The organism is Pseudomonas sp. B21-021 (assembly GCF_024749205.1).
Classification (GTDB): Bacteria; Pseudomonadota; Gammaproteobacteria; order Pseudomonadales; family Pseudomonadaceae; genus Aquipseudomonas; species Aquipseudomonas paraglycinae.
The window spans coordinates 2,108,726-2,128,523 of sequence record NZ_CP087192.1; the positions used below are offsets into that span (position 1 = coordinate 2,108,726).

A 19,798-nucleotide genomic window follows, 5' to 3' on the forward strand; every position below is an offset into this window, starting at 1 on the left:
CAACCACGTGTCTCTTCAGTATTGACCCTCATTGGATCAAGCGCTTTTTTGCGGGATTCGTGCCAAAAACCGCTGTGCGGGCACTCCGCCATGACCGCGCATTGCGCTACACTGCGCCGCTTGTGCAGATCGAAGAGTTTGAAGGACAACCATGACGTTCAAGGCGCCGGACAGCCTCGCCGAGCAAATCGCTCACCACCTCGCCGAACGGATCATTCGCGGCGAAATGAAGCCGGGAGAGCGTATCCAGGAACAGAAGGTCACGCTGGCGCTGAACGTCAGCCGCGGCTCGGTCCGCGAAGCCTTGCTGATCCTCGAGCGCCGTCACCTGATCGCGATCCTGCCGCGCCGCGGCGCCCATGTCACCGAGCTTACGGCGCACAAGGTGCAGAGTCTGTGCACGCTGATGAGCGAGCTGTACATCCTGCTCGGCAACGCGGTGGCCAATGGCTGGCAAGTCCAGTCCGACATGGCGCCGTTCGTGCAGATCCAGCAGCGCCTGACCGCCAGCTACGAGCGTCAGGACATCCGCACCTTCGTTGACGACAGCTTCAACGTGATGCGCGCCGCGTACCCGTTCGCCAACAACCCGTACCTGCAAGAAACGGTGGAAAACCTGCAACCGGCCATGAGCCGCGCGTACTTCCTTGCACTGGAACAGCGCAAGGCCGAGATGAGCGAGTTCCTCGAACTGTTCGAACGCCTGCTCGCCGCCGTCCTCGCCCGTGACCTGCCGCAGATCCGCATCGTGCTGACGGCTTACGCCCAGCGCAGCTGCGATCTGGTGGTGTCCGCCCTGACGGTTGCCTGACCTTGCGGCTCAAGTGCATCAAGCTGGCGGGGTTCAAATCCTTCGTCGATCCGACCACGGTGAACTTCCCCAGTAACATGGCGGCAGTCGTCGGGCCGAACGGTTGCGGCAAGTCGAACATCATCGACGCCGTGCGCTGGGTAATGGGCGAAAGCTCAGCCAAGAACCTGCGTGGCGAGTCGATGACCGACGTCATCTTCAACGGCTCGACCAGCCGCAAACCGGTGAGCCAGGCGAGCATCGAACTGGTGTTCGACAACTCCGACGGCACGCTGCTGGGCGAGTGGGCCGCTTATGCGGAGATTTCGATCCGCCGCAAAGTGACCCGCGACAGCCAGACGACTTATTACCTCAACGGCGCCAAATGCCGTCGTCGCGACATCACCGACATCTTCCTCGGCACCGGCCTCGGGCCGCGTAGCTACTCGATCATCGAGCAGGGAATGATCTCCAAGCTGATCGAGTCCAAGCCTGAAGACCTGCGTAACTTCATCGAAGAAGCCGCCGGTATCTCCAAGTACAAGGAGCGCCGGCGCGAGACCGAAAACCGCATTCGCCGCACCCACGAAAACCTTGCCCGTCTGACTGACCTGCGCGAAGAGCTCGAGCGTCAGCTCGAACGCCTGCACCGTCAGGCCGAGGCCGCCAAGAAGTATCAGGAATACAAAGCCGAAGAACGCCAGCTCAAGGCGCAGCTGTCGGCCCTGCGCTGGCAGGATCTGAACGATCAGGTCGGTCAGCGCGAATCGATCATCGGCAACCAGGAAATCAGCTTCGAAGCGCTGGTCGCCGAGCAACGCAACGCCGACGCGGCCATTGAACGCCTGCGCGACGGTCACCATGACCTGTCCGAGCGCTTCAATCTGGTGCAGGGGCGCTTCTATTCGGTCGGCGGCGACATCGCCCGGGTCGAGCAGAGTATCCAGCACGGCCAGCAGCGTCTGCGCCAATTGCAGGACGATCTGAAAGAAGCCGAACGCGCACGCCTCGAAACCGAATCGCACCTGGGCCACGACCGCACCTTACTGCTGACTCTCGGCGAAGAGCTCGATCAACTGACGCCCGAGCAGGAAATCACCAACGCCGCGGCCGAAGAAGCCGCCGCTGCGCTGGAAGACTCCGAAACCGTCATGCACGGCTGGCAGGAACAGTGGGACGCCTTCAACCTGACTGCCGCCGAACCCCGTCGTCAGGCCGAAGTGCAGCAGTCGCGCATCCAGCAGCTGGAAACCAGCATGGAGCGTCTGGCCGATCGGCAAAAGCGTCTGGGCGAAGAGCGGGCACTACTCTCGGCCGATCCGGAAGACGCGGCGATCATGGAGCTCAGCGAACAGCTCGCCGAGTCCGAAGCGACCCTTGAAGATTTGCAGACCAGCGAAGAAGCCCAGGTCGAAAAGCTCGAGCAACTGCGCCAGGAATTGCAGCAAGCATTGACTGCGCAGCAACAGGCGCAGGGCGATTTGCAGCGCCTCAATGGCCGACTCGCATCCCTCGAAGCCTTGCAGCAGGCCGCGCTCGATCCGGGCACCGGCACCGCCGAATGGCTGAAGGAACACAACCTCACCGAGCGTCCGCGTCTGGCCGAAGGCCTGAAGGTCGAGGCCGGTTGGGAGCTGGCGGTGGAAACCGTGCTCGGCGCCGACCTGCAAGCGGTGCTGGTGGATGATTTCGACGGCTTCGATCTGTCCGGTTTCGCCCAGGGCGATCTGCGTTTGCTCAGCCCCGGCAATGACGGCGTGCGCGTGGCTGGCAGCCTGCTGGACAAGGTCGAGGCGCAGGTCGATTTGTCGCCCTGGCTCGCTCAGGTCAAACCGGTCGACAGCCTTGAACAGGCACTGGCCCTGCGCGGCCAACTGGCTGCCGGGCAGAGCCTGATCAGCCGCGACGGTTACTGGGTCGGCCGGCATTTCCTGCGGGTGCGCCGCGCCAGCGAAGCCGAAAGCGGCATGCTTGCGCGCGGCCAGGAAATCGAGTCGCTGCATGCGGAACGCGAAGAGCGCGAAGCCACGGTCGAGGCCATGGAAACCCGTTTGCAGACCCTGCGAGCGCAACAGCGTCAGCAGGAAAACGGTCGCGAACATTTGCGTCGCTTGCTGCAAGACGAAGCCCGTCAGCAAGGTGAATTGAAAGCCCAGTTGTCCGCCGGCAAAGCCAAGGCCGAGCAGTTGAACCTGCGTCGCACCCGCCTCGACGAAGAACTGGTCGAGCTCGCCGAGCAGCGCGAACTGGAACACGAAAACATCGGCGAAGCGCGGATCCAGTTGCAGGACGCCCTCGACGCCATGGCCCTCGACACCGAGCAGCGCGAATTGCTGCTGGCCCAGCGCGACAGCCTGCGCGAACGGCTGGATCGGGTGCGTCAGGAAGCCCGCCAGCACAAGGACCACGCCCATCAATTGGCCGTGCGTCTGGGTTCGCTGCGTGCACAACATGATTCGACGCGTCAGGCCCTTGAACGTCTGGAAATGCAGGCCGAGCGCCTCACCGAAAAGCGTGAACAGCTCAGCCTGAATCTGGAGGAGGGCGAGGCGCCGCTGGAAGAGCTGCGTCTGAAACTCGAAGAGTTGCTCGACAAGCGCATGAGCGTCGACGACGAACTCAAGACCGCCCAGATCGCTCTGGAAGACGCCGACCGCGAACTGCGCGACGCGGAAAAACGCCGGACCCAGGCCGAGCAGCAATCGCAATTGATCCGTGGCCAGCTCGAACAGCAACGCATGGAATGGCAGGCCCTGACCGTGCGCCGCAAGGCCCTGCAGGATCAACTGCTGGAAGACGGCTACGATCTGCACGGCGTGCTCAACACCCTGACCGCCGAGGCCAGCGAGAAGGCTGCCGAAGAAGAACTTGAACGCATCGCCGCGCGCATTCAGCGTCTGGGCGCGATCAACCTCGCGGCGATCGATGAATACACGCAACAATCCGAGCGTAAACGTTATCTGGATGCCCAGGACGCCGATCTGGTCGAAGCCCTCGAGACTCTGGAAAACGTCATCCGCAAGATCGACAAGGAAACCCGTAACCGTTTCAAAGATACCTTTGATCAGATCAATGGCGGTTTACAGGCGCTTTTCCCGAAAGTTTTCGGTGGTGGACGCGCGTATTTGGAACTGACGGGCGAAGATCTACTCGATACAGGGGTGACGATCATGGCGCAGCCGCCCGGGAAGAAGAACAGCACCATCCATTTGCTCTCCGGCGGCGAAAAAGCCCTGACGGCACTGGCACTGGTTTTTGCGATCTTCAAGTTGAATCCGGCGCCGTTCTGCATGCTCGATGAGGTTGACGCACCACTGGATGACGCTAACGTTGGACGCTACGCACGATTGGTCAAAGAGATGTCGCAGACCGTGCAGTTCATCTATATCACCCACAACAAGATCGCCATGGAAATGGCTGACCAGTTGATGGGCGTGACGATGCACGAGCCGGGTTGTTCGCGACTGGTAGCCGTGGATGTCGAGGAGGCGATGGCGATGGTGGATGCCTGAGCCGGCGCTGTCGGAAAAGGTATTTGTAGTCTGTAGGACATATTTACCGGCTTCGACTTGCTGGCCAATCGACATAATCGCGCAAGCCAATGAGACAGACGGTGTAAAGTTGTCTTTGGTCGTGCTAGTTTAATGTCAATTTTTCGTATACGTGGGCAAAACGCCTGTCAGAACATAGAGTTGGCGCCACGTTTTAAAGCGGTTTGCACAGTGTAAACCCCTTATTTTTCAGCATTTTTTATAGAGGCACGGGATTACATGGAAATCGGTCTGCGCGAGTGGCTGATCGTCATCGGCATCATTGTGATAGCCGGTATTCTTTTCGATGGCTGGCGCCGTATGCGCGGCGGCAAGGGAAAACTGAAATTCCGTCTTGACCGAAGTCTGTCCAACCTGCCGGACGAGGACACCAGCGCCGAGCTGTTGGGCCCGGCCCGCGTGCTGGATACCCATAAAGAGCCGCAACTGGACGAACACGATCTGCCATCGGTGAGCATGCCGGCCCGCGAAGCACGCGAGCCTCGCGAATCCGGTTCCAAGCGTGGCAAGCGTGGCAGCAACGGTCCGGCCCAGGGCGATTTGAACCTCGATCTGGATCTGGACGGCGGCCCGAGCTTCAGCAGTCGCGACGATGATTTCGTCGAGCCTGCCACCAAATCGTCGGCGGCAGTGGCCGATAAGGATCAGCCGCAAGCCGAAGAAGTGCTGGTCATCAGCGTGATCTGCCGCGATCCGGCTGGCTTCAAGGGCCCGGCACTGCTGCAGAACATTCTGGAAAGCGGTCTGCGTTTCGGCGAGATGGATATTTTCCACCGTCACGAAAGCATGGCCGGCAACGGTGAAGTGCTGTTCTCCATGGCCAACGCGGTCAAGCCGGGTATCTTCGATCTGGACGACATCGACCATTTCAGCACCCCGGCGGTGAGCTTCTTCCTCGGCCTGCCAGGCCCGCGTCATCCGAAGCAGGCCTTCGACGTGATGGTGGCGGCAGCCCGCAAGCTGTCCCAGGAACTGAACGGCGAGTTGAAAGATGACCAGCGCAGTGTCCTGACCGCGCAGACCATCGAGCACTACCGTCAGCGCATCGTTGAATTCGAACGTCGCGCCCTGACCCAGAAGCGTTGATTGAAAAGGTTGCCTCGCAATAAAGGGGCAATCGGCAAAATAGATTGAGCAGCCTCGGCTGCTCTTTTGCTTTATGAGAGAACACCCATGACTGCCGCCGAAACCCGCATTCTAGAGCTGCGTGCTGAACTCGATCAGCACAACTACCGTTACCACGTTCTCGATGAGCCGAGCATTCCGGATGCCGAGTACGACCGGTTGTTCCACGAGCTCAAGGCGCTGGAAGCGGCCAACCCGGAACTGATCACCAGCGACTCGCCGACCCAGCGCGTCGGCAGCGTGGCGCTGACCGCGTTCACCCAGATGCGTCACGAAGTGCCGATGCTCAGCCTCGGCAACGCCTTCGAAGAAACCGACATGCGCGAGTTCGACCGCCGCGTGACCGAAGGTCTGGACCTGCCGGCCGGTGACCTGTTCGGCGGTGGCGCGGCGGTGGAATACAGCTGCGAGCCGAAACTCGATGGTCTGGCGGTCAGTCTGTTGTATCAGGACGGCGTGCTGGTGCGCGGCGCCACCCGCGGCGACGGCACCACTGGTGAAGACATCAGCGTCAACGTGCGCACCGTGCGCAACATCCCGCTGAAGCTGCACGGCACGGGCTGGCCGGCGACGCTGGAAGTGCGCGGCGAAGTGTTCATGTCCAAGGCCGGTTTCGAACGCCTCAACGCCTCGCAACTGGAAGTCGGCGGCAAGACCTTCGCCAACCCGCGCAACGCCGCCGCCGGCAGCCTGCGACAGCTGGATTCGAAGATCACCGCCAACCGTCCGCTGGAATTCTGCTGCTACGGCATCGGTCAGGTCTCCCACGATATTTCCGACACCCACATCGGCAACCTCAAGCAACTGCAAGCGTGGGGCATGCCGATCAGCCACGAATTGAAACTGGCCAAGGGTATCGGCGAATGCCTGGATTACTACCGCGATATCGGCGAACGCCGTAACTCGCTGGCCTATGAAATCGACGGTGTGGTGTTCAAGGTCAACAGCATTGCCGACCAGCGCGAACTGGGCTTTCGCGCCCGGGAACCGCGCTGGGCCATCGCTCACAAATTCCCGGCCATGGAAGAACTCACCGAACTGCTCGACGTGGAATTCCAGGTCGGTCGCACCGGCGCCGTCACCCCTGTGGCGCGGCTGAAACCGGTCAAGGTCGCCGGCGTCACCGTGGCCAATGCGACGCTGCACAACATGGACGAAGTCGCCCGACTGGGTCTGATGATCGGCGACACAGTGATCATTCGCCGCGCCGGTGACGTGATCCCGCAAGTGGTGCAAGTGGTCATGGAGCGTCGCCCTGAAGACGCGCGGCCGGTGCAGATTCCCGAGAGCTGCCCGGTTTGCGGATCCCACGTCGAGCGCACGCAACTTGTCAAGCGCAGCAAGGGCAAGGAAACCATCAGCGAAGGCGCGGTGTATCGCTGCGTTGGCCGACTGGCCTGCGGTGCGCAGCTCAAGCAGGCGATCATTCACTTCGTCTCCCGTCGGGCGATGGACATCGAAGGCCTTGGCGACAAGAGCGTCGAGCAACTGGTGGACGAAGGTCTGGTCAGTTCGCCGGCTGATCTTTATGCGCTGAAGTTCGAGGACATTGTTGATCTCGAAGGCTTCGCCGAGGTGTCGAGCAACAAATTGCTGGCTGCGATTGAAGACAGCAAGAAACCGGGCCTGGCGCGCTTCATCTATGCGCTGGGCATTCCGGATGTCGGCGAGGAGACCGCCAAGGTGCTGGCGCGTTCGCTGGGGTCGCTGGAGCGTGTTCAGCAAGCCTTGCCGCAGGTGCTGACGTACTTGCCGGACATCGGCCTGGAAGTGGCGCACGAGATTCACAGCTTCTTCGAAGATGCGCACAACCAGCAGGTGATCACCGAGCTGCTGGGCCACGGTTTGCAGATTCAGGATCAGGGCGAGCTGGGCGCCGAGTTTGCCGCGAGCACCACGCTGGGTGGCTTCCTCGACAAGCTGCACATTCCTTCGGTCGGGCCGGGTGGCGCGCAGAAGCTGGCGGACAAGTTCGAATCGCTGGAAGGGGTGATGAACGCGGACTGGCTGGACATGCGCCAGGCATTGCCGGAGAAGCAGGCCAACTCGGTTCGCGAGTTTTTCGCCTTGCCCGAGCATCGTCAACTGGCTGAAGACGCCGAGAAGCAACTGCGCGATTTCGGCATGCACTGGCAGAGCGAAAAGAAAGTCGTCGAAGGCCTGCCGTTGGCTGGCGAAACCTGGGTGCTGACCGGCAAGGTCGAGCTGATGAGCCGCGATGTCGCCAAAGAACACCTGGAAAGCCTCGGCGCCAAGGTCGCCGGCTCCGTGTCGGCCAAGACCCATTGCGTGGTCGCCGGGCCGGGCGCGGGGTCGAAACTGACAAAGGCCAACGAACTGGGCGTGAAAGTGATGGATGAAGAGGCGTTTATCGCGTTCCTGAAAGGGCACGGTATCAGCGCCTGACTGATCGACAGGTGATCGTTCCCACGCTCCGCGTGGGAATGCCACCCCGGACGCTCCGCGTCCGCTGTGACGCAGAGCGTCACGGTATGCATTCCCACGCAGAGCGTGGGAACGATCTTTGGGCGGGAATGATCTAGTCTTGGCAAGCCCAAGGGAGAGATCGCCATGTACCGCTTTTTCGAGCAGCTCAGTTCCCGCATCGTCGCGCCGTTCATGGGCGAATCCTCGCGCAACAGCAAAATCTGGCCGTGCCGCTGCGGCCAGTCGCTGTTCTTTCGCAACAGCCAGTGCCTGGCCTGCAACGCGGCGCTGGGTTATCAACCTGAACACAGTCGCTTGACCTCGCTGCAACCGGGGCCGCAAGAGGGCACCTGGACGCTGGACGCCGACCCCGAAGCCGGGCTGTTCCGACGTTGTGCCAACCTCGACACCCCGGCGGCCTGCAACTGGCTGCTGCCCGCCAACGATCACGACACCCTGTGCGCGGCCTGCGATCTGAATCGCACCATTCCCGATCTGTCTGTCCCGGAAAACCCCGAACGCTGGCGCAAGGTGGAAATCGCCAAGCGGCGGCTGGTGGCGCAACTGATCAGCCTCGGCCTGCCGGTCGTCCCGAAAACCGTCGACGAAGCCACCGGCCTGGCCTTCGATTTCATCGGCGTCGATCTGCAAGGCAACGCACCGATGACCGGCCACGCCAACGGCCTGATCACCCTCGACATCGAAGAAGCCGACGACGCCCACCGCGAGCAGGTCCGAGCGCAGATGCACGAACCCTATCGCACATTGCTCGGGCACTTTCGCCATGAGGTCGGGCACTACTACTGGGATCGCCTGATCGACAACGGTCCGTGGCTCGGTTCATTCCGCAACCTGTTCGGCGATGAACGCGCCAGTTATGCCGAAGCGCTGGAGCGGCATTATCAACAGGGCGCACCGGCGGACTGGTCGCAGCACTACGTCAGCGCCTACGCCACCATGCACCCGTGGGAAGACTGGGCGGAAACCTGGGCGCATTACCTGCACATGATGGACGCGGTGGATACGGCGCTGGGTTTCGGCATGAGTGCCCGGGAGATGGACCTGGATTACCAGCCGTTTCCGTCGAGCACACTGTACGATCCCGAGCATCCCGGGGGCGCGGCGTTCCTGTCGTTCGTCAACGCATGGATCGAACTGGCCGGCATGCTCAACGAACTGTCCCGCAGCATGGGCCAGCCGGATTTCTATCCGTTCGTGCTACCGCCGGCGGCGATCGCCAAGCTGCACTTCATTCATCTGGTGATCCAGCAAGAGGGCGGCCGCGCGGACGAGGTGCTTCAGGCGCAATAGCAAGTGCTTGAAGCCCTTCATATTTTTAATCTGCAACCAGCGGTTGTAACTTCGTCTCAGATAGGTACAATGGCGCGGCTCGCCGACAGGCGAGTGTCGTTATGGTGACCCTATCGGTCCCCCCGCAACGATTACCCGTGAACCTGGTCAGAGCCGGAAGGCAGCAGCCACAGCGGGAACATTGTGTGCCGGGGTGTGGCTGGTAGGGTTACCACCTTAACGAACATCGAACGCGTCGACTGAACTGCATGGGTTTTGCCCACTGCGGTTTTTTTATGCCTGCGATTTGTCGGTTCGTACCCAAACCTCCTGCTCTCGAGTGCGCCGACACGGGTAATCATTTCCCCTGCAATCGCGCATACTCGCAGCCACCGAATTAAATGAAGAGTCTGGCCAGGATCGACCTTGCAAGGTCTGCGCCCTGGTCGCGAGGTTTTATGCTCCCGGAACATTCCGATCTATCCAGCCCTGTGTTCTTGCCCGTCACGGATGAAACCTGCGCGAACCTGTTGCAGGCGGGTGGGGCCAAAACCCTCGAAAGCCTGACCGATCCGGAATTGGCGGCAGTGCTGGTCATCCAGAATCTGGTGCAGACGAAAGAGCAGGATCTCGGCGCCGTGGCGGCCGAGAAGATTCTGGCCAAGCTGTTGGCGTGGGCTGTCGATACTCGTCAGGCAACGACCGCGGGCCTGCTGTCCGAAGCCCAGCGACTGTTCGACCCGCGCAAACTGTATTTCGGCCTGAAGGTCCTGAACCCTCTGAACCTGCGTTTTCTGTTGGCTGAAGAAATATCGGCACGCGACTACTTGTTGCCCGACGGCCAGTGGGATTTCGAATACAAAGTCCGGCGCCATCGCAGTCATGACCCGTTCAGCCAGCCGATAGTGACGCCCCGTTACCGCGAGCGCTGGTTGAGCCCGGCGCAGGACAAACTGGTCAGGACCTTCCGCGCCAACCTGGACGAAGACCTGCACGTTCAAGGTTACGCGGGTATCGGCAAGAGCCATCTGCTGGTCGCTTTGCTGGAACATCTGCGCCCGGAAAAGACCCTGTTGCTGGCGCGCACCCCGGCCAAACTGGAAGTTCTTCGCCAGCGCATGGTGGGGCCGAGCGAGAAGAAGGCCGGCAAGACCTTCCTGGCGTTTGCGCAGTCGCTGATGCTCGGGCGCAGGCCTCAGGAGGAGGCAGGGCGAATCCCGACCCGTCAGGCGCTGGCGCAGGAACTGAATATCTTCGGTTTTCGCCACCACGACGGGCAGGCGACCCTTGAACTCTGCCTCAAAGTGATCGAACGCTACTGCCGCTTCCGCGATCACACCTTTTCGGCGAAGCATCTGCCGCATTTCAACCAGCCGCTCTCCAGCGTCGACGCTCAGGTGTTGCTGGAGTATTCGAGCCGGGTGTGGGGCTACCTCGAGCTCAACCCGGCGTGGGGCAGCCAGACCGGTTTCGAAGCGCTGCTGATGATCAAGCGCGCCTGCATCGCCGGCTGCGTGGTGCCCGCGCGCTACACGCACGTGCTGATCGACGAGAGCCAGGACATTCCCGGATCGCTGTTGCAGATCATCGAACGCGGTCGTCAGGTGCTGATCACCCTCGGCGACGAGTACCAGCAGGCCAGCGGCGTGCCGGTCAAACGGCACCGTGAGGTTCGCCAAAGCGATATCAGCTATTCCGTGCGTTCGGGTCGCAACGTCGAACGGCTGGTCAACCCGCTGATCGCCCGGCATTCGCAGAAGGGCAAGATTCCGTTCGAAGGCGCCAGCGATGCTGATGTCGTCATCAAGGAATACCCGGAAGGTTTCGTGCCGTCCGAGGGTTGCGTAGTGCTGACGGCATCGCCGTGGGACAGCATGATCTGGGCCATCCACCTGCACGATTCCAACTGCAAGTTCAGATTCCCGGACAAGCGAACCCAGGATGAGCTCAAGCATTTCATGGCCACCGCCATCGAACTGTTCAAACCTGATTTCTATCGTTCCGAATTCAGCGAAAACGGCGTGCATCCGTACTTCAGCGACCTGCCTGACTGGCAAGCCGTGTGCGATGCCAATCAGTTCGACGAGTCGTTTCTGCGGGTCAAGGCCAAGCTGGAAAGCGGCTTCATGATTGCCGACCTGACACGCCTGAACCGAATGATCGACAACGCCGGCAATGGCTGCCTGCTGATGCTCGCGGAAGAGGCGGGGGGCATGGAGTTCGACAAGGTCCTGCTGACACCGGGGTTGCTGACCAACGAGAAATTCAAGGATGCCTACGCGTTCGACCAGCGGATCTGCGCCGTGTACATCGCCATCTCCCGCGCCAGGCTGAAGCTATACGTGCCGTACGATGTGGTGGCGTGGGTCGAGTATCACGAGTACCAGCAGTTTCGTGATACGGCGGGGCATTGAGGGGCTGCCTCACGGTTCGCCGCCCGCGCTGCCGGTATACAACCGAATAATGTCATCAATCTCCCCCGACATTTTCATTCGCAGCAACGTCCTCAATATCCGCTGCACCGGCACATTCGGATCGTTGCGCACATAGCAGCCGACTTTCTGCTCCTGCAAGACTGCCACCGCTTGCAGTTGCTGCCCCGGCAGCAGGCGCTGGTTGAACCAGTCCAGGGTCCATTGATTGCTCACGGCGTAGCGGTAGCGGCCGGCCAGCAGTTTGTCGAGCACTTGTTCCTGATTGCGTGCGTCTTCGCGCCATAGTCGATCGGCGTCGAATATCGGTTGCAGCGTGGGATAGCTGTAGCCGAGCACGGTGCCGATCGACTGGCGGGGCAGGTGGGCCGGATCGGCGTTGGGCGGTTGGTCCTGACGGCTGATCAGCAGGTCGCGCTGGAAGAACAGCGGGAGGCTCCAGATGTAATCGCCGGACAGGTTCGGCAACCACGATTGTGCGGCATAGCAGCGCACGTCGACTTCGCCGTGTTCCATGGCGTTCTGCACGCGGGCGCGGGGCAGGACGTGAAATTGCGCCGGCACGCCAACCTGGGTCGCGAGGCTGAGCATCATGTCGTAGAGGATGCCCTGGGTCGGGCGGCCGCGTTCGATCTGCACCATCGGCATTGCCCAGCTGTCGGCAACCACGAAGCGCAGCGGCGGTGGCGACGCCATCGCGCTCAGGCTCAATCCCAGTAATGCCCCCACGGCCCACCGCATAAACGCTCCGGTAATTCCCGATCCCGAGCCGACAAAAGCCCTCGCTCATGCAGCTTAGCCAGAATAGACGAGCACACCGGATGCAATTTTGGCCTTGCTCCGCTAGCATTAGCCGCTTCTGCTTCCTTTGCCGCGACGGTTTTCGATGAGTTATCAGGTTCTTGCACGTAAATGGCGTCCGCGCTCGTTCCGCGAAATGGTCGGCCAGACCCATGTGCTCAAGGCTCTGATCAATGCCTTGGACAGCCAGCGCCTGCACCACGCCTACCTCTTCACCGGTACGCGGGGCGTCGGCAAGACCACGATTGCGCGGATCATCGCCAAATGCCTGAACTGTGAAACAGGTATCACTTCAAGCCCCTGCGGCGAGTGTTCGGTGTGCCGCGAGATCGATGAAGGCCGTTTCGTCGACCTGATCGAGATCGACGCCGCGAGCCGGACCAAGGTCGAGGACACCCGCGAGCTGCTCGACAACGTGCAGTACGCCCCGAGCCGCGGGCGCTTCAAGGTCTACCTGATCGACGAAGTGCACATGCTCTCCAGCCATTCCTTCAATGCGCTGCTGAAAACCCTCGAAGAGCCGCCGCCCTACGTCAAGTTCATCCTGGCGACCACCGACCCGCAGAAACTTCCGGCAACGATTTTGTCGCGATGCCTGCAGTTCTCCCTGAAGAACATGACCCCTGAGCGAGTGGTCGAGCATTTGACCCACGTTCTGGGCGCCGAAAACGTCCCGTTCGAAGACGACGCCCTGTGGCTGCTCGGCCGCGCGGCCGACGGTTCGATGCGTGACGCCATGAGCCTGACCGACCAGGCCATCGCCTTCGGTGAAGGCAAGGTGCTGGCTGCCGATGTGCGGGCGATGCTCGGTACGCTGGATCACGGCCAGGTCTACGACGTGCTGCATGCGCTGATCGAAGGCGACGCCAAGGCGTTGCTCGAAGCCGTGCGTCATCTGGCCGAACAGGGGCCGGACTGGAACGGCGTGCTTTCGGAAATTCTCAACGTGCTGCACCGCGTTGCCATCGCCCAGGCCTTGCCGGAAGGTGTCGACAACGGCCACGGCGACCGTGACCGGGTGTTGGCACTGGCCCAGGCCTTGCCGGCCGAAGATGTGCAGTTCTATTACCAGATGGGCCTGATCGGACGCCGCGACTTGCCGTTGGCGCCGGACCCGCGAGGCGGTTTCGAAATGGTGCTGCTGCGGATGCTGGCCTTCCGGCCGGCAGACACGGCGGACGCCCCGAGGCAACCGCTAAAGCCAGTGGGGATCAGCCAGGCCACGGTTGATTCCGCAAACTCAGTGGCTGCCGCGCCGAAACCTGCGCCGGTAGTTGCTGCGGCTGTTGCGCCCGCGCCAGCGCCGGTGGTTGCACCTGCGCCGGCTCCCGAGCCTGCACCGGTTGCCCCGGTGATTGCGCCGGAACCCGTTCCTGAGCCTGAGCCCGAGCCGGTCGCCGTTGAAGAAGTCGTCGACCTGCCGTGGAACGACCCGGTAGAACCGGCGCCTGTGCAGCAGCCAGCCGTCGAACCGGTGCTGGAAACAACCGCCGAACAACCTGATTTGCCACCGATGCCGCTGCCGACCCCGGACAGCGTCGTGCCGGACGCCCCGGAGTGGGCCGCCGCGCCGATCCCCGAGCCGTCGGTGGCCGACGTCGATGCCGCCACGCCGGGCATGGACATGGACGACGAGCCGCCGCTCGACGAGGACTACATCGAGCCGGACATGGATTCGGCCTACAGTTACCTCGACGATCTGGCCAGCGAACACGCCGCAGAACCGGCCCCGGAGCCCGAGCCGGAACCTGCCGCCGCACCGGCCACCGGTCTGGCCCTGCAATGGCTGGAGCTGTTCCCGCAACTGCCGATCTCCGGCATGACCGGCAGCATCGCCGCCAACTGCACGCTGATCGCGGTCGATGGCGACAACTGGCTGATGCACCTGGACCCGGCCCACAGCGCCTTGTTCAACGCCACCCAGCAGCGTCGTCTGAACGATGCGCTGAACCAGTTCCACGGGCGCACGCTGACCCTGACCATCGAGCTGATCAAGCCCGAGCAGGAAACCCCGGCCCAGGCCGCGTCCCGGCGCCGTGCCAACCGTCAGCGCGAGGCGGAGGAATCGATCCACGGCGATCCGTTCATCCAGCAGATGGTGCAGCAGTTCGGTGCGGTCGTGCGACACGATACTATTGAACCTGTCGACGCCCTGGTCAGTCAGGGCTAATAACTGAGGGCGTCCGGCCTGTCTGGCCGGGCGCTGTTTTGATCCAAGTACTTTTGAGGTGATTCCCATGATGAAAGGTGGCATGGCCGGCCTGATGAAGCAGGCGCAGCAGATGCAGGAAAAAATGGCCAAGATGCAGGAAGAACTGGCCAACGCCGAAGTCACCGGCAAAGCCGGTGGCGATCTGGTCACCGTGGTGATGACTGGTCGTCATGACGTGAAGAAAGTCAGCATCGACCCGAGCGTACTGCCGGGCCTGGACGAAGACGACCGTGAAGTGGTCGAGGATCTGGTGGCTGCAGCCGTCAACGCCGCTGTGCGTCAGATCGAAGCCAACAGCCAGGCGAAAATGGGCAGCATGACCGCTGGCATGAACCTGCCGGCCGGTATGAAACTACCGTTCTGATTCGCCTTTGCGGGTTGGATGAGCTACAAAAAATGCCAGGCATCGCGCCTGGCATTTTTTTTGGCCCTTTGATCGTTCCCACGCTCTGCGTGGGAATGCAGCCGGGACGCTCCGCGTCCCAAATCCAACGCCGTACACGGAACGTCCGTTAAGCTATTCCCGCGTGGACAGATCGAGACCTCGACCGAACAACGATCATCAAGCGGAACGCACCATGCCCACCAAGGTCTGCTCCCTATACCGCCGAATTCATCATTCAAAGGAGACGCTGACATGTCCGACTCTCTGACCCTCAATCAACGCTTCGTGCTGGCCTCGCGGCCGGTAGGTGCGCCAACGCCCGAGAACTTCCGTCTGGAGCGCGAGGCGCTGCCGGACCTTGAAGACGGCCAAGTGTTGCTCAAGACCCTGTACCTGTCGCTCGATCCCTACATGCGCGGGCGCATGAGTGACGCGCCGTCCTACGCGGCACCGGTACAAATCGGCGAGGTGATGACCGGCGGGGCTGTCAGCCGGGTCGAACAGTCGCGTCATCCGAAATTCCACCCTGGCGATCTGGTGGTCGGTGCCACCGGTTGGCAAAGCCACAGCATCAGCGATGGCCGCAACATCATCCCGATCCCGTCCGGCCTGCCGAGCCCGTCGATGGCGCTCGGCGTACTGGGCATGCCCGGCATGACCGCGTACATGGGTTTGATGGACATCGGCCAGCCAAAAGAAGGGGAGACCCTGGTGGTCGCCGCCGCTTCCGGTGCAGTGGGCTCGGTGGTCGGCCAGGTCGCCAAGATTAAAGGCCTGCGCGCCGTCGGCGTGGCCGGTGGTGCGGAAAAATGCAAATACGTGGTCGAGGAACTGGGCTTCGACGCCTGCATCGATCACAAGGCCCCAGACTTCGCCGAGCAACTGGCTAAGGCCTGCCCCAATGGCATCGACATCTATTACGAAAACGTCGGTGGCCATGTCTTCGATGCGGTCGTGCCGCTGCTCAATCCCAAGGCGCGGATCCCGCTGTGCGGCCTGATCGCCGGCTACAACGCCTCGGAAGCGCCGAAAGGCCCGGATCGCCTGCCTGCACTACAGCGCACCTTGCTGACCAAGCGCGTACGGATTCAGGGCTTCATCGTGTTCGACGACTACGGCGACCGTCAGCCGGAATTCATCAGCGCCATGGTGCCGTGGGTGCGCGACGGCAAGGTGAAATTCCGCGAGGACGTGGTCGAGGGCCTGGAGCAGGCGCCGCAAGCGTTTATCGGGCTGCTGGAGGGGCGCAACTTCGGCAAACTGGTGGTGAAGGTCGCCCAGGACTGAGGATTTGACGCTGGCCGGAGGCGCGGGTATAAACCGCGTCTCGTTGTTTTGTCGGACTTTTTCCCCATGAGCTTCAGCCCTTTGATTCGCCAACTGATCGACGCCCTGCGAACTTTGCCGGGCGTGGGTCAGAAAACTGCCCAGCGTATGGCGTTGCAGTTGCTCGAACGTGACCGCAGCGGCGGTACGCGTCTGGCCCAGGCCTTGAGCCAGGCCATGGAAGGGGTCGGACACTGCCGCCAGTGCCGCACGCTGACCGAAGACGATCTGTGCCCGCAATGCGCCGACACCCGTCGCGACGACACGCTGCTGTGCGTGGTGGAAGGGCCGATGGACGTCTACGCGGTCGAACAGACCGGATTCCGTGGTCGCTATTTCGTGCTCAAGGGGCATCTCTCGCCGCTGGACGGCCTGGGCCCGGAAGCCATCGGCATTCCGCAGTTGATGGCGCGGATCGAAGAGGCGGGCACCTTCACCGAAGTCATCCTCGCCACCAACCCGACCGTGGAAGGCGAAGCGACGGCGCACTACATCGCTCAGTTGCTGCAGAACAAAGGCCTGATCGCCTCGCGCATCGCCCACGGCGTACCGTTGGGCGGCGAACTGGAGCTGGTGGACGGCGGCACGCTGGCTCACTCGTTTGCCGGGCGCAAGCCGATTTCCCTCTGAGCCACACAATCCTGTTGAAAACCAAGCAAGCGCTCGGTTAAGTTCGGCGAACCCTTCCATGGAGTTCGCCGATGCCCGCCTTCCAGGAATACTTCGACCCCAGCCATCAAATGGTCCGCGACAGCGTCAGACGTTTCGTCGAACGCGAGATCCTGCCGGACATCGATGCGTGGGAAGAAGCCGAAAGCTTTCCCCGTGAGCTGTACCTCAAGGCCGGTGCGGCCGGCATTCTCGGCATCGGTTACCCCGAAGCGCTGGGCGGCAGTCACGAAGGTGATCTGTTCGCCAAGATCGCCGCCAGCGAAGAACTGATGCGTTGCGGCTCCGGCGGGCTGGTAGCCGGGCTCGGCTCGCTCGATATCGGTTTGCCGCCGATCGTCAAATGGGCCCGACCCGAAGTGCGTGACCGTGTCGTCCCTCAAGTGCTCAGCGGCGAGAAAATCAGCGCATTGGCCGTTACCGAACCGGGCGGTGGCTCCGACGTCGCCAACCTGCAGACCCGCGCCGTACGCGATGGCGATCATTACCGGGTCAGCGGCAGCAAAACCTTTATCACCAGTGGCGTACGCGCCGACTACTACACCGTCGCGGTGCGTACCGGTGCGCCCGGTTTTGGCGGTATCAGTCTGCTGCTGATCGAGAGGGGCACGCCGGGTTTCACCGTCGGCCGGCAACTGAAGAAAATGGGCTGGTGGGCGTCGGACACGGCTGAATTGTTCTTCGACGATTGCCGGGTGCCTGTGGGAAATCTGATCGGCGCTGAAAACATGGGATTCGCCTGCATCATGGGTAACTTCCAGAGCGAACGTCTGGCCTTGGCGCTGATGGCCAACATGACCGCGCAACTGGCGCTGGAAGAAAGCCTGAAGTGGGCGAAGGAGCGTGAAGCGTTCGGCAAACCCATCGGCAAGTTCCAGGTGATCAAGCATCGCCTCGCGGAAATGGCCACGGCGCTGGAAGTCTCGCGGGAGTTCACCTACCGGCAGGCGGCGAAAATGGCGGCGGGGCAGAGCGTGATCAAGGAGATTTCCATGGCCAAGAACTTCGCCACGGACACCTCGGACCGCATCACCAACGAGGCGGTGCAGATTCTTGGCGGGCTGGGTTATATGCGCGAAAGCCTGGTGGAGCGGCTGTATCGGGATAACCGCATCTTGTCGATTGGCGGCGGGACGCGGGAAGTGATGAACGAGATCATCAGCAAACAGATGGGGCTTTAGATTTTTTGGTGACGCTGGTGGCCCTTTCGCGAGCAAGCCCGCTCCCACATTCGATCGTGCTCCATCAGGGGAATGCGGTCGAATGTGGGAGCGGGCTTGCTCGCGAAGGCGTAACGGCAGGCGCCGCTTACTTGTCAGTCAACGCAAACTGCGTCAGGCAGAACGTCGGAATCCCCATGTCCTCAAGACGCTGCGAACCACCCAGCTCCGGCAGATCAATGATCGCCGCCGCTTCATGAACGCGGGCGCCCATGCGGCGGATCAGGTTGGCCGCTGCGATCAACGTGCCGCCGGTGGCGATCAGGTCATCGAACATCACCACCGAATCGCCTTCACACAGGCTGTCGGCGTGCACTTCGAGGAACGCTTCGCCGTACTCGGTCGCGTAACCTTCAGCCAGCACGTCCGCCGGCAGTTTGCCTTGCTTGCGGAACAGCACCAGCGGCTTGTTCAGCTGATAGGCCAGCACCGAACCGATCAGGAAACCGCGCGCATCCATCGCACCGATATGGGTGAAGTCGGCTTCCACATAGCGGTGGGCGAAGCTGTCCATCACCAGGCGCAGGGCCTTGGGCGACTGGAACAGCGGGGTGATGTCGCGAAAGATCACGCCCGGTTTCGGGAAGTCGATCACGGGGCGGATCAGGGATTTGATGTCGAAGGAGTCGAAGACCATCGTCGAGGTGTCCTGGCAGGGCTGCAAACGGCGCAGTATACCCGCGGCTGAAACGATACGCTCGGCCGCGGGTCGAGATCAGACTTCGAGCGAGCCGCCGGCCAGGGCGCAGAGCTGGATCGGGTCGAGGATATGGATTTCCTTGCCTTCGGCGGCGATCAGTTCGTTCTGCTGGAAGCGGGTGAAGACCCGGGACACGGTTTCCACCGCCAGCCCCAGATAGTTGCCGATTTCATTGCGCGACATGCTCAGGCGGAACTGGTTGGCCGAGAAGCCGCGAGCGCGGAAACGCGCAGACAGGTTGACCAGGAAGGTGGCGATGCGCTCGTCGGCGGTCTTCTTCGACAGCAGCAACATCATCTGCTGGTCGTCGCGGATTTCGCGGCTCATCACGCGCATCAACTGACGGCGCAGCTGCGGCAATTGCAGGGCCAGTTCGTCGAGGCGTTCGAATGGAATCTCGCAGACCGAAGTGGTTTCCAGCGCCTGGGCGGAAACCGGGTGTTTCTCGGTGTCCATGCCGGACAGCCCGACCAGTTCGCTCGGCAGGTGGAAGCCGGTCAGTTGTTCTTCGCCGGTGTCGCTCAGGCTGAAGGTCTTGAGGGCGCCGGAGCGTACTGCATAAACGGAATCGAAGGTGTCGCCCTGGCGGAACAGGAACTCACCCTTTTTCAACGGGCGGCCACGTTTAACGATTTCGTCCAGCGCATCCATGTCTTCCAGATTCAGCGAAAGTGGCAGGCAGAGAGGGGCCAGGCTGCAATCCTTGCAATTAGCCTGGTTGTGAGCGCGCAGTTTAACTGGCTCGGACATTTCTTAAATCCTTGTGGGAAAACACACATAAGGCGTAAGGGTAACCCAGCGGAGGACATTCAGGCCAGTCTGTGGCGAGATTGCCCCCACGGCATAAAGCCGCAGGGATGACGGCCGATA

At 61.8% G+C, this 19,798-nt stretch carries 14 protein-coding genes and 1 other RNA gene; 12 read left to right on the plus strand and 3 right to left on the minus strand.

All coding sequences use genetic code 11. The annotated features are described in order from the left end of the window. The first annotated feature begins 151 nt into the window (after window positions 1-151). From LOY31_RS09485 to LOY31_RS09515, 7 genes are all read left to right on the plus strand, one after another. Window positions 152-811 (plus strand): GntR family transcriptional regulator, encoded by a 660-nt coding sequence (locus tag LOY31_RS09485; RefSeq protein ID WP_007952019.1) that lies wholly within the window; start codon window positions 152-154, stop codon window positions 809-811. Window positions 812-813: 2 nt separating this feature from the next. Beyond that, complete coding sequence (smc, locus tag LOY31_RS09490; RefSeq protein ID WP_258713145.1) at window positions 814-4,302, plus strand: chromosome segregation protein SMC; 3,489 nt, start codon at window positions 814-816, stop codon at window positions 4,300-4,302. Window positions 4,303-4,560: 258 nt separating this feature from the next. After that, on the plus strand, window positions 4,561-5,427 hold the full coding sequence (gene zipA / locus LOY31_RS09495; protein ID WP_007951644.1) for a cell division protein ZipA: 867 nt from the start codon (window positions 4,561-4,563) through the stop codon (window positions 5,425-5,427). 87 nt (window positions 5,428-5,514) lie between these two features. Next, on the plus strand, window positions 5,515-7,872 hold the full coding sequence (gene ligA / locus LOY31_RS09500; protein WP_258713146.1) for an NAD-dependent DNA ligase LigA: 2,358 nt from the start codon (window positions 5,515-5,517) through the stop codon (window positions 7,870-7,872). A gap of 165 nt (window positions 7,873-8,037) precedes the next feature. Next, window positions 8,038-9,204 carry a putative zinc-binding metallopeptidase gene (locus LOY31_RS09505; protein ID WP_221532985.1) on the plus strand — a complete coding sequence of 389 codons (1,167 nt, stop codon included), beginning with the start codon at window positions 8,038-8,040 and terminating at the stop codon, window positions 9,202-9,204. 111 nt (window positions 9,205-9,315) lie between these two features. After that, window positions 9,316-9,412: signal recognition particle sRNA small type (gene ffs / locus LOY31_RS09510), an RNA gene on the plus strand. A 229-nt stretch (window positions 9,413-9,641) separates the two neighbouring features. Then, window positions 9,642-11,597 carry a hypothetical protein gene (locus tag LOY31_RS09515; RefSeq protein ID WP_258713147.1) on the plus strand — a complete coding sequence of 652 codons (1,956 nt, stop codon included), beginning with the start codon at window positions 9,642-9,644 and terminating at the stop codon, window positions 11,595-11,597. Between the two features lie 9 nt (window positions 11,598-11,606). Here the strand turns inward: LOY31_RS09515 and LOY31_RS09520 are convergent, their stop codons facing one another. Further along, window positions 11,607-12,356, minus strand: a complete 750-nt coding sequence (locus LOY31_RS09520; RefSeq protein ID WP_258713148.1) for an ABC transporter substrate-binding protein — start codon at window positions 12,354-12,356, stop codon at window positions 11,607-11,609. A 145-nt stretch (window positions 12,357-12,501) separates the two neighbouring features. Here LOY31_RS09520 and dnaX point away from each other — a divergent pair, with 145 nt between their 5' ends. The 5 genes from dnaX (at window position 12,502) to LOY31_RS09545 (ending at window position 18,189) form a co-directional block, all read left to right on the plus strand. Beyond that, window positions 12,502-14,586 (plus strand): DNA polymerase III subunit gamma/tau, encoded by a 2,085-nt coding sequence (dnaX, locus tag LOY31_RS09525; RefSeq protein ID WP_127797422.1) that lies wholly within the window; start codon window positions 12,502-12,504, stop codon window positions 14,584-14,586. Window positions 14,587-14,653: 67 nt separating this feature from the next. Further along, a complete protein-coding gene (locus tag LOY31_RS09530; protein WP_007951650.1) occupies window positions 14,654-14,992 on the plus strand; it encodes a YbaB/EbfC family nucleoid-associated protein in 339 nt (112 codons plus the stop codon). Between the two features lie 273 nt (window positions 14,993-15,265). Then, a complete protein-coding gene (locus LOY31_RS09535; protein ID WP_221532988.1) occupies window positions 15,266-16,300 on the plus strand; it encodes an NADP-dependent oxidoreductase in 1,035 nt (344 codons plus the stop codon). A gap of 66 nt (window positions 16,301-16,366) precedes the next feature. Further along, complete coding sequence (recR, locus tag LOY31_RS09540) at window positions 16,367-16,969, plus strand: recombination mediator RecR (RefSeq protein ID WP_007951652.1); 603 nt, start codon at window positions 16,367-16,369, stop codon at window positions 16,967-16,969. Window positions 16,970-17,040: 71 nt separating this feature from the next. Beyond that, entirely contained in the window at window positions 17,041-18,189 is a 1,149-nt protein-coding gene (locus LOY31_RS09545) for an acyl-CoA dehydrogenase family protein (protein WP_085609020.1), read from the plus strand. Between the two features lie 127 nt (window positions 18,190-18,316). On the opposite strand, the gene LOY31_RS09550 is transcribed toward LOY31_RS09545, so the two are convergent. Together LOY31_RS09550 and fnr are read right to left on the minus strand one after the other, a co-directional pair. Further along, window positions 18,317-18,865 (minus strand): adenine phosphoribosyltransferase, encoded by a 549-nt coding sequence (locus LOY31_RS09550; protein WP_003223345.1) that lies wholly within the window; start codon window positions 18,863-18,865, stop codon window positions 18,317-18,319. Window positions 18,866-18,943: 78 nt separating this feature from the next. After that, complete coding sequence (gene fnr / locus LOY31_RS09555) at window positions 18,944-19,678, minus strand: fumarate/nitrate reduction transcriptional regulator Fnr (RefSeq protein WP_007951654.1); 735 nt, start codon at window positions 19,676-19,678, stop codon at window positions 18,944-18,946. Window positions 19,679-19,798: the final 120 nt, after the last annotated feature.

Coding starts and splice junctions, on each gene's coding strand:
- LOY31_RS09485 (WP_007952019.1), top strand. CDS start 152: ATGACGTTCAAGGCGCCGGACAGCCTCGCCGAGCAAATCGCTCACCAC.
- zipA (WP_007951644.1), top strand. CDS start 4,561: ATGGAAATCGGTCTGCGCGAGTGGCTGATCGTCATCGGCATCATTGTG.
- ligA (WP_258713146.1), top strand. CDS start 5,515: ATGACTGCCGCCGAAACCCGCATTCTAGAGCTGCGTGCTGAACTCGAT.
- LOY31_RS09505 (WP_221532985.1), top strand. CDS start 8,038: ATGTACCGCTTTTTCGAGCAGCTCAGTTCCCGCATCGTCGCGCCGTTC.
- LOY31_RS09515 (WP_258713147.1), top strand. CDS start 9,642: ATGCTCCCGGAACATTCCGATCTATCCAGCCCTGTGTTCTTGCCCGTC.
- LOY31_RS09520 (WP_258713148.1), bottom strand. CDS start 12,356: ATGCGGTGGGCCGTGGGGGCATTACTGGGATTGAGCCTGAGCGCGATG.
- dnaX (WP_127797422.1), top strand. CDS start 12,502: ATGAGTTATCAGGTTCTTGCACGTAAATGGCGTCCGCGCTCGTTCCGC.
- LOY31_RS09530 (WP_007951650.1), top strand. CDS start 14,654: ATGATGAAAGGTGGCATGGCCGGCCTGATGAAGCAGGCGCAGCAGATG.
- LOY31_RS09535 (WP_221532988.1), top strand. CDS start 15,266: ATGTCCGACTCTCTGACCCTCAATCAACGCTTCGTGCTGGCCTCGCGG.
- recR (WP_007951652.1), top strand. CDS start 16,367: ATGAGCTTCAGCCCTTTGATTCGCCAACTGATCGACGCCCTGCGAACT.
- LOY31_RS09545 (WP_085609020.1), top strand. CDS start 17,041: ATGCCCGCCTTCCAGGAATACTTCGACCCCAGCCATCAAATGGTCCGC.
- LOY31_RS09550 (WP_003223345.1), bottom strand. CDS start 18,865: ATGGTCTTCGACTCCTTCGACATCAAATCCCTGATCCGCCCCGTGATC.
- fnr (WP_007951654.1), bottom strand. CDS start 19,678: ATGTCCGAGCCAGTTAAACTGCGCGCTCACAACCAGGCTAATTGCAAG.